This window comes from Pantoea sp. PA1 (genome assembly GCF_056856975.1).
Genome location: NZ_JBXGEE010000010.1, coordinates 20,905 through 28,444, shown reverse-complemented (window position 1 = coordinate 28,444; position 7,540 = coordinate 20,905). Strand labels below are relative to the sequence as shown.

Here is a 7,540-nt window from a genome sequence, read left to right as displayed (position 1 = left end):
GAAGTTTACGTTCTGTCTAAAGACGAAGGTGGCCGCCATACTCCGTTCTTCAAGGGCTACCGTCCACAGTTCTACTTCCGTACCACTGACGTGACCGGTTCAGTAGAGCTGCCAGAAGGCGTTGAGATGGTCATGCCAGGCGACAACATCAAAATGGTTGTTACCCTGATCCACCCAATCGCAATGGACGAAGGTCTGCGCTTCGCAATCCGCGAAGGTGGCCGTACCGTTGGCGCGGGTGTTGTTGCTAAAGTTATCGCTTAATTGTGATATCTGCTGTGGTCGTGCAAACGGCCACTGCAACACAAAGAAAAGAGCACTTCGGTGCTCTTTTTTTTTGCCTGAAGAGCGCCATAACCCTGCAAAGGGTAGGTTTGTAATAAAAACGATTCGCATTTACACTGTGTACAGAAAATGGTCTTGAGTGATGAAAGAATGTACGTCTGCCTGTGTAATGCCATCAGTGATAAAACCCTTCGTGAAGTAGTACGGCGCTATCAGCCCAAATCCATCCAGCAACTGCGTCATTTTGTACCGGTCGGCAAACAGTGCGGCAAATGTCTGCGCGCCGCGCGGGAAATTATGGATGAAGAGATGCAGCATCCGCCACTCTATAAAGAGATCGCCTGACACACTGCGTGTGCGAATACCCACAATATCTGTCGCGTTTTTTTGACTTCTTTTTAATCACATCTACGATCTGATAAAGCAGACGTGGAGGGTTAACAATGAAGGGCGATATCAAAATTATCAGTCATCTCAATAAACTGCTTGGAAATGAACTGGTTGCTATAAACCAGTATTTTTTGCATGCGCGGATGTTTAAAAACTGGGGGCTGATGCGCCTCAATGATGTGGAGTATCACGAATCGATCGATGAGATGAAGCATGCCGACAAGTACATTGAGCGCATTCTTTTTCTGGAAGGGATCCCGAATCTGCAGGATCTGGGCCGGCTGCGCATCGGTGAGGACGTTGAGGAAATGCTGAGTTCAGATCTCAATCTGGAGCTGGAAGGGGCCAAAGATCTTCGTGAAGCGATCGCCTATGCGGACAAAGTTCATGACTATGTCAGCCGTGACATGATGATTGAAATCCTGGCAGATGAGGAGCATCACATTGACTGGATTGAGACGGAGCTTGAGCTCATCCGGATGATGGGGATCCAGAACTACCTGCAGGCTCAGATCAAAGAAGCGTGAACCGCGTCTGCAGGACGAGAGTGACCCAGCCCGCAACGGCCAGGAAAGGGCCAAAAGGCAGCGGGCTGACGCTCTGCGTCCGGCCACGCAATTGCAGCATCAACACGCCTGCCAGCGCCAGCAGAGTGGCACCCAGTGCAATCCAGGGCAATCCCTGCCAGCCACAGCAGGCCCCCAGCGCGGCGAAAAGCTTCATATCACCATATCCTAATCCCTCATACCCCCTGACCAGTCGATAGCCCTGGGCAAGCAGCCACAGAGCACCGTAGCCCGACAGTGCACCCCATATCGCCGGGGTTTCAGTGCCTGCCAGTGTCGCATGAATTAACCCCAGCCAGAGCAACAGATAATTGAGCGGGTCAGGTATGCAGAGATGGCGACGGTCAATCAGGGCCACCATCATCAACAGAGAGGCCGCCGTGAGAATAAACAGCGCATCAGTCAGGCTGTCGAAGCTTAGCAGTACAAGCAGGCTCAGGCTGGCAACCAGCCATTCCATGACCACGCTCTCTGCGCCAAATGAGTAAGAGCAGAAGCGACAACGGCCTTTTAAGGCAGCCCAGCTGATTAGTGGCAGCGTATCGCGCCATAACAGAGGCTGGCGGCAGTGGGGACAGTGCGAACCGGGAAAACAGAGGACGGCACACCACCGGGTGGGAGAAAGGGCAGGGGTGAAGCGCGCGCAGGCCAGCGAAAGAAAGCTGCCCAGCGCACCTCCCCCAGCCAGGGCGGCTAACTGAATCAGGATTAAGGTCATCTTCGGGCTCCGGCTAAACGGTCGGCCATACTTTCACCGCTTTTACACGCTGTGTCGCCCGTGTATGCCAGCTTGCGGAACCCTGTTCACAACCTGATTTACCCCCTGTCAGTCATGAGACAGGTCTGTGCGGTGTATGCCTCAGGACCCGGCCACTAATTAACAGCGAAAATGCCAGCACGGGTTGCTTCCTGAACAGAATTACGTATAATGCGCGGGCCTGCAGATATTGCAGGCGCGATTCGAGCAGAATCGCAGACGGCTGACCGTTAGGCCGCCTGACAATACTCCCAATTGGGGAGTTATATGCTGAACGATTACACTCTCCCATCAATCGTAATGGGTTCGAGTAGTAATTTTTTTCGTCTATAAAAAGTTTGGAGCTCTGGTCTCATGCAGAACCAAAGAATCCGTATCCGTCTTAAAGCGTTTGATCATCGTCTGATCGATCAATCAACCGCGGAAATCGTTGAGACTGCCAAGCGCACTGGTGCGCAGGTTCGTGGTCCAATCCCGCTGCCAACCCGCAAAGAGCGTTTTACCGTTCTGATCTCTCCGCACGTCAACAAAGATGCGCGTGATCAGTACGAAATCCGCACTCACAAGCGTCTGGTAGACATCGTTGAGCCAACCGAGAAAACGGTTGATGCTCTGATGCGTCTGGATCTGGCTGCCGGTGTTGACGTGCAGATCAGCCTGGGTTAATCAGGTCATCGAGCGATTGAGAGGTTGAAACAATGATTGGTTTAGTCGGTAAAAAAGTGGGTATGACCCGCATCTTCACTGAAGATGGCGTTTCTATCCCAGTAACCGTAATCGAAGTTGAAGCGAACCGCGTTACTCAGGTCAAAGGCCTGGAGAACGATGGTTACCAGGCAATTCAGGTTACCACCGGTGCTAAAAAAGCAAACCGTGTGACCAAACCTGAAGCTGGTCATTTTGCTAAAGCTGGCGTTGAAGCTGGCCGTGGCCTGTGGGAATTCCGCACCGCTGAAGGTGACGAGTATTCTGTAGGTCAGAGCATCAGCGTTGAAATTTTCGCTGACGTTAAAAAAGTAGACGTAACTGGCACCTCTAAAGGTAAAGGTTTCGCCGGTACCGTTAAGCGCTGGAACTTCCGTACCCAGGACGCTACTCACGGTAACTCCTTGTCTCACCGCGTTCCGGGTTCTATCGGTCAGAACCAGACTCCGGGCAAAGTGTTCAAAGGCAAGAAAATGGCAGGTCAGCTGGGTAATGAGCGCGTAACAGTTCAGAGCCTGGACGTAGTACGTGTTGACGCTGAGCGCAACCTGCTGCTGGTTAAAGGTGCAGTTCCCGGTGCTACCGGTAGCGACCTGATCGTTAAACCAGCTGTGAAGGCGTAAGGGGATAGCAATGGAATTAGTATTGAAAGACGCGCAGAGCGCGCTGACTGTTTCCGAAACTACCTTCGGTCGTGATTTCAACGAAGCGCTGGTTCACCAGGTTGTTGTTGCTTACGCATCAGGCGCCCGCCAGGGAACTCGCGCGCAGAAAACTCGCGCTGAAGTAACCGGTTCAGGCAAAAAGCCATGGCGTCAGAAAGGCACCGGCCGTGCGCGTTCAGGTTCTGTAAAGAGCCCGATCTGGCGTTCAGGTGGCGTGACCTTTGCTGCTAAGCCACAAGACCACAGTCAAAAAGTTAACAAAAAGATGTACCGCGGCGCGCTGAAAAGCATTCTGTCCGAACTGGTACGTCAGGACCGTCTGATCGTTGTCGAATCATTTGCTGTAGAAGCGCCGAAAACCAAGCTGCTGGTACAGAAACTGAAAGACATGGCGCTGGAAGACGTGCTGATCATCACCGGCGAACTGGATGAGAATCTGTTCCTGGCTGCGCGTAACCTGTACAAGGTTGACGTGCGTGATGCATCTGGTATCGATCCAGTTAGCCTGATCGCCTTCGACAAAGTCGTTATGACTGCTGATGCAGTTAAGCAAGTTGAGGAGATGCTGGCATGATCCGTGAAGAACGTCTGCTGAAAGTACTGCGCGCGCCGCACGTATCTGAAAAAGCATCTAGCGCGATGGAAAAAACCAATACCATCGTTCTCAAAGTTGCTAATGACGCGACCAAAGCAGAGATCGTTGCTGCTGTTGAGAAACTGTTCGAAGTAGAAGTTAAAGACGTAAACACCCTGGTTGTTAAGGGCAAAGTTAAGCGTCAAGGACAGCGTATCGGTCGTCGTAGCGACTGGAAAAAAGCTTACGTCACCCTGAAAGAAGGCCAGAATCTGGACTTCGCTGGCGGCGCTGAGTAAGTCGGAGGAGAAAGACAATGGCAGTTGTTAAATGTAAACCGACATCTCCGGGTCGTCGCCATGTAGTTAAAGTGGTAAACGCGGAGCTGCACAAGGGCAAACCATTTGCCCCGCTGGTAGAAAAAAACAGCAAATCCGGTGGCCGTAACAACAATGGTCGTATCACTACCCGTCATATCGGTGGTGGTCACAAGCAGGCTTATCGTATTGTTGACTTCAAACGCAACAAAGACGGTATCCCGGCAGTTGTTGAACGTCTTGAGTACGATCCGAACCGCTCTGCGAACATCGCACTGGTTCTGTACAAAGACGGCGAACGCCGTTACATCCTGGCCCCTAAAGGCCTGAAAGCCGGCGACCAGATTCAGTCTGGCGTTGATGCTGCGATCAAAGCAGGTAACACACTGCCGATGCGTAACATCCCGGTGGGTTCAACCGTGCATAACGTAGAAATGAAACCAGGCAAAGGCGGTCAGATTGCTCGCTCAGCCGGTGCTTACGTGCAGATCGTTGCGCGTGAAGGTTCTTACGTTACCCTGCGTCTGCGTTCAGGTGAAATGCGTAAAGTCGAGTCTGACTGCCGCGCAACACTGGGCGAAGTCGGCAACGCTGAGCATATGCTGCGCGTTCTGGGTAAAGCTGGTGCAGCCCGTTGGCGTGGTGTTCGTCCGACCGTTCGTGGTACCGCGATGAACCCAGTTGATCACCCGCACGGTGGTGGTGAAGGTCGTAACTTTGGTAAGCACCCGGTTTCTCCGTGGGGCGTTCAGACCAAAGGTAAGAAGACCCGTAGCAACAAGCGTACTGATAAATTTATCGTACGTCGCCGTAGCAAATAATATTAGAGGATAAGCCATGCCACGTTCTCTCAAGAAAGGTCCTTTTATTGACCTGCACTTGCTGAAGAAGGTAGAGAAAGCGGTGGAAAGCGGTGACAAGAAGCCTTTGCGCACTTGGTCCCGTCGTTCAACGATCTTTCCTAACATGATCGGTTTGACCATCGCTGTCCATAATGGTCGTCAGCACGTTCCTGTCTTTGTTTCCGACGAAATGGTTGGTCACAAACTGGGTGAATTCGCGCCGACACGTACTTATCGCGGTCACGCGGCTGATAAAAAAGCCAAGAAGAAATAAGTAGGAGGAAGAGATGGAAACTTTAGCTCAACATCGCCACGCTCGTTCTTCTGCTCAGAAGGTTCGCCTTGTTGCTGACCTGATTCGCGGTAAGAAAGTGTCGCAGGCACTGGACATTTTGACCTACACCAACAAGAAAGCGGCTGTACTGGTCAAGAAAGTTCTGGAATCTGCCATTGCTAACGCCGAACACAACGATGGCGCTGATATCGACGATCTGAAAATCACGAAAATTTTCGTTGATGAAGGTCCGACCATGAAACGCATTATGCCGCGTGCCAAAGGTCGTGCAGATCGCATCCTGAAGCGCACCAGCCACATTACTGTGGTTGTGTCCGATCGCTGAGACTCTGGAGACTAGCAATGGGTCAGAAAGTACATCCTAATGGTATTCGCCTGGGTATTGTAAAACCATGGAACTCTACCTGGTTTGCGAACACCAAAGAATTCGCTGACAACCTGGACAGCGATTTTAAAGTCCGTCAGTTTTTGACTAAAGAACTGGCTAAAGCGTCTGTCTCTCGTATCGTTATCGAGCGTCCAGCTAAGAGCATCCGTGTGACTATTCACACCGCTCGTCCTGGCATCGTTATCGGTAAGAAAGGCGAAGACGTAGAAAAACTGCGCACGGTCGTCGCGAACATCGCTGGCGTTCCTGCACAGATCAATATCGCCGAAGTCCGCAAGCCGGAACTGGACGCAAAACTGGTTGCTGACAGCATCACTTCACAGCTGGAGCGTCGTGTGATGTTCCGTCGTGCTATGAAGCGTGCGGTTCAGAACGCCATGCGTCTTGGCGCGAAGGGTATTAAAGTCGAAGTTAGCGGCCGTCTGGGCGGCGCCGAGATCGCACGTACCGAATGGTATCGTGAAGGTCGCGTACCGTTGCACACACTGCGTGCTGACATTGACTACAACACCTCTGAAGCGCACACCACTTATGGTGTAATCGGCGTTAAGGTATGGATCTTCAAAGGTGAGATCCTGGGTGGTATGGCTGCTGTTGAACAACCGGAACCGGCTGCTCAACCTAAAAAGCAGCAGCGTAAAGGCCGTAAGTAAGGAGAGTCGCTGATGTTACAACCAAAGCGTACAAAATTCCGTAAGGTGCACAAAGGCCGCAACCGCGGTCTGGCGCAGGGTACGGATGTTAGCTTCGGTACTTTCGGTCTGAAAGCTGTTGGCCGTGGTCGTCTGACTGCTCGTCAGATCGAAGCAGCACGTCGTGCTATGACCCGTGCAGTTAAGCGTCAAGGTAAGATCTGGATCCGAGTATTCCCGGACAAACCGATCACCGAGAAGCCGCTGGAAGTGCGTATGGGTAAAGGTAAGGGTAACGTTGAGTATTGGGTTGCCCTGATCCAGCCTGGTAAAGTCCTGTATGAAATGGACGGCGTACCAGAAGAGCTGGCCCGTGAAGCATTCAAGCTGGCAGCAGCAAAACTGCCTATCAAAACCACCTTTGTAACTAAGACGGTGATGTAATGAAAGCAACTGAGCTGCGTGAAAAAAGCGTTGAAGAGCTGAACACTGAGCTGCTTAATCTGCTGCGTGAGCAATTTAACCTGCGCATGCAGGCAGCATCTGGCCAACTGCAGCAGACTCATCTGCTGAAACAGGTTCGCCGTGATGTTGCACGCGTTAAGACTTTACTGACTGAGAAGGCGGGTTCGTAATGACCGATAAAATCCGTACTCTGCAGGGTCGTGTAGTAAGTGACAAAATGCAGAAATCTGCAGTTGTTGCTATCGAACGTTTCGTGAAACACCCGATCTACGGCAAATTCATTAAGCGTACGACCAAGCTGCACATCCATGACGAGAACAATGAATGTGGAATCGGCGACGTGGTAGAAATCCGCGAATGCCGTCCACTGTCCAAGACTAAATCCTGGACCCTGGTTCGCGTAATTGAGAAAGCCGTTCTGTAATAAGAACCGTTTTTTCTGAGGAAACCCTCTGCTCCGGCAGGGGGTTTTTTTTTGCCTCTGCCCCGGTATTGATCCATTTGTGTCCCCGGACATGCAGATTTGATAGTGCGCACAAATTCGACAGTTTCCCGGCGGTAAGCTGCGACTCTTCAGGCGGTCTGGCCTGAATGCACCGTGCTGAACAGGTCGGTGTCGTCATAACTGTACAAGGAAATGTGCCGTGAAAATGGAGAGT

15 protein-coding genes are annotated in these 7,540 nt (G+C 51.7%); 14 read left to right on the top strand and 1 reads right to left on the bottom strand.

Annotated features, from left to right (window positions below):
- The 3 genes from AC1V0D_RS21680 to bfr all read left to right on the top strand — a co-directional run.
- Positions 1-264, top strand: a 264-nt coding sequence (locus AC1V0D_RS21680; RefSeq protein ID WP_482908079.1) for an EF-Tu C-terminal domain-related protein, incomplete at its 5' end; no start/stop codon positions are given.
- A gap of 171 nt (positions 265-435) precedes the next feature.
- Positions 436-630 carry a bacterioferritin-associated ferredoxin gene (gene bfd, locus AC1V0D_RS21675; RefSeq protein WP_009087597.1) on the top strand — a complete coding sequence of 65 codons (195 nt, stop codon included), beginning with the start codon at positions 436-438 and terminating at the stop codon, positions 628-630.
- Positions 631-728: 98 nt separating this feature from the next.
- A complete protein-coding gene (gene bfr, locus AC1V0D_RS21670; protein WP_009087595.1) occupies positions 729-1,202 on the top strand; it encodes a bacterioferritin in 474 nt (157 codons plus the stop codon).
- Here the strand turns inward: bfr and AC1V0D_RS21665 are convergent.
- Complete coding sequence (locus tag AC1V0D_RS21665; protein WP_482908078.1) at positions 1,189-1,959, bottom strand: prepilin peptidase; 771 nt, start codon at positions 1,957-1,959, stop codon at positions 1,189-1,191. The genes bfr and AC1V0D_RS21665 overlap by 14 nt on opposite strands.
- 393 nt (positions 1,960-2,352) lie before the next feature.
- On the opposite strand from AC1V0D_RS21665, the gene rpsJ reads away from it, so the two are divergent.
- The 11 genes from rpsJ to rpsQ are packed head-to-tail and all read left to right on the top strand — an operon-like array spanning position 2,353 to position 7,305.
- Complete coding sequence (gene rpsJ, locus AC1V0D_RS21660; protein ID WP_001181005.1) at positions 2,353-2,664, top strand: 30S ribosomal protein S10; 312 nt, start codon at positions 2,353-2,355, stop codon at positions 2,662-2,664.
- A 32-nt stretch (positions 2,665-2,696) separates the two neighbouring features.
- Positions 2,697-3,326 (top strand): 50S ribosomal protein L3, encoded by a 630-nt coding sequence (gene rplC, locus AC1V0D_RS21655; RefSeq protein WP_006120583.1) that lies wholly within the window; start codon positions 2,697-2,699, stop codon positions 3,324-3,326.
- 10 nt (positions 3,327-3,336) lie between these two features.
- On the top strand, positions 3,337-3,942 hold the full coding sequence (gene rplD / locus AC1V0D_RS21650; RefSeq protein WP_009087590.1) for a 50S ribosomal protein L4: 606 nt from the start codon (positions 3,337-3,339) through the stop codon (positions 3,940-3,942).
- Positions 3,939-4,241: a 50S ribosomal protein L23 gene (rplW, locus tag AC1V0D_RS21645; RefSeq protein WP_003850708.1), complete on the top strand. Its 303-nt coding sequence runs from the start codon at positions 3,939-3,941 to the stop codon at positions 4,239-4,241. The genes rplD and rplW overlap by 4 nt, the downstream gene beginning before the upstream one ends.
- Before the next feature lie 17 nt (positions 4,242-4,258).
- Positions 4,259-5,080: a 50S ribosomal protein L2 gene (gene rplB, locus AC1V0D_RS21640; RefSeq protein WP_009087588.1), complete on the top strand. Its 822-nt coding sequence runs from the start codon at positions 4,259-4,261 to the stop codon at positions 5,078-5,080.
- Between the two features lie 16 nt (positions 5,081-5,096).
- Positions 5,097-5,375 carry a 30S ribosomal protein S19 gene (gene rpsS / locus AC1V0D_RS21635; RefSeq protein WP_001138115.1) on the top strand — a complete coding sequence of 93 codons (279 nt, stop codon included), beginning with the start codon at positions 5,097-5,099 and terminating at the stop codon, positions 5,373-5,375.
- 13 nt (positions 5,376-5,388) lie between these two features.
- Positions 5,389-5,721, top strand: coding sequence for a 50S ribosomal protein L22 (gene rplV, locus AC1V0D_RS21630; protein WP_008927136.1), 333 nt, complete (start codon positions 5,389-5,391; stop codon positions 5,719-5,721).
- 17 nt (positions 5,722-5,738) lie between these two features.
- Entirely contained in the window at positions 5,739-6,437 is a 699-nt protein-coding gene (gene rpsC / locus AC1V0D_RS21625; RefSeq protein ID WP_009087585.1) for a 30S ribosomal protein S3, read from the top strand.
- A gap of 12 nt (positions 6,438-6,449) precedes the next feature.
- Positions 6,450-6,860 carry a 50S ribosomal protein L16 gene (gene rplP, locus AC1V0D_RS21620; protein WP_002438716.1) on the top strand — a complete coding sequence of 137 codons (411 nt, stop codon included), beginning with the start codon at positions 6,450-6,452 and terminating at the stop codon, positions 6,858-6,860.
- A complete protein-coding gene (gene rpmC, locus AC1V0D_RS21615; protein WP_003850146.1) occupies positions 6,860-7,051 on the top strand; it encodes a 50S ribosomal protein L29 in 192 nt (63 codons plus the stop codon). The genes rplP and rpmC overlap by 1 nt, the downstream gene beginning before the upstream one ends.
- Positions 7,051-7,305 (top strand): 30S ribosomal protein S17, encoded by a 255-nt coding sequence (rpsQ, locus tag AC1V0D_RS21610; protein WP_003850147.1) that lies wholly within the window; start codon positions 7,051-7,053, stop codon positions 7,303-7,305. The genes rpmC and rpsQ overlap by 1 nt, the downstream gene beginning before the upstream one ends.
- Positions 7,306-7,540: the final 235 nt, after the last annotated feature.

Coding starts and splice junctions, on each gene's coding strand:
- bfd (WP_009087597.1), top strand. CDS start 436: ATGTACGTCTGCCTGTGTAATGCCATCAGTGATAAAACCCTTCGTGAA.
- bfr (WP_009087595.1), top strand. CDS start 729: ATGAAGGGCGATATCAAAATTATCAGTCATCTCAATAAACTGCTTGGA.
- AC1V0D_RS21665 (WP_482908078.1), bottom strand. CDS start 1,959: ATGACCTTAATCCTGATTCAGTTAGCCGCCCTGGCTGGGGGAGGTGCG.
- rpsJ (WP_001181005.1), top strand. CDS start 2,353: ATGCAGAACCAAAGAATCCGTATCCGTCTTAAAGCGTTTGATCATCGT.
- rplC (WP_006120583.1), top strand. CDS start 2,697: ATGATTGGTTTAGTCGGTAAAAAAGTGGGTATGACCCGCATCTTCACT.
- rplD (WP_009087590.1), top strand. CDS start 3,337: ATGGAATTAGTATTGAAAGACGCGCAGAGCGCGCTGACTGTTTCCGAA.
- rplW (WP_003850708.1), top strand. CDS start 3,939: ATGATCCGTGAAGAACGTCTGCTGAAAGTACTGCGCGCGCCGCACGTA.
- rplB (WP_009087588.1), top strand. CDS start 4,259: ATGGCAGTTGTTAAATGTAAACCGACATCTCCGGGTCGTCGCCATGTA.
- rpsS (WP_001138115.1), top strand. CDS start 5,097: ATGCCACGTTCTCTCAAGAAAGGTCCTTTTATTGACCTGCACTTGCTG.
- rplV (WP_008927136.1), top strand. CDS start 5,389: ATGGAAACTTTAGCTCAACATCGCCACGCTCGTTCTTCTGCTCAGAAG.
- rpsC (WP_009087585.1), top strand. CDS start 5,739: ATGGGTCAGAAAGTACATCCTAATGGTATTCGCCTGGGTATTGTAAAA.
- rplP (WP_002438716.1), top strand. CDS start 6,450: ATGTTACAACCAAAGCGTACAAAATTCCGTAAGGTGCACAAAGGCCGC.
- rpmC (WP_003850146.1), top strand. CDS start 6,860: ATGAAAGCAACTGAGCTGCGTGAAAAAAGCGTTGAAGAGCTGAACACT.
- rpsQ (WP_003850147.1), top strand. CDS start 7,051: ATGACCGATAAAATCCGTACTCTGCAGGGTCGTGTAGTAAGTGACAAA.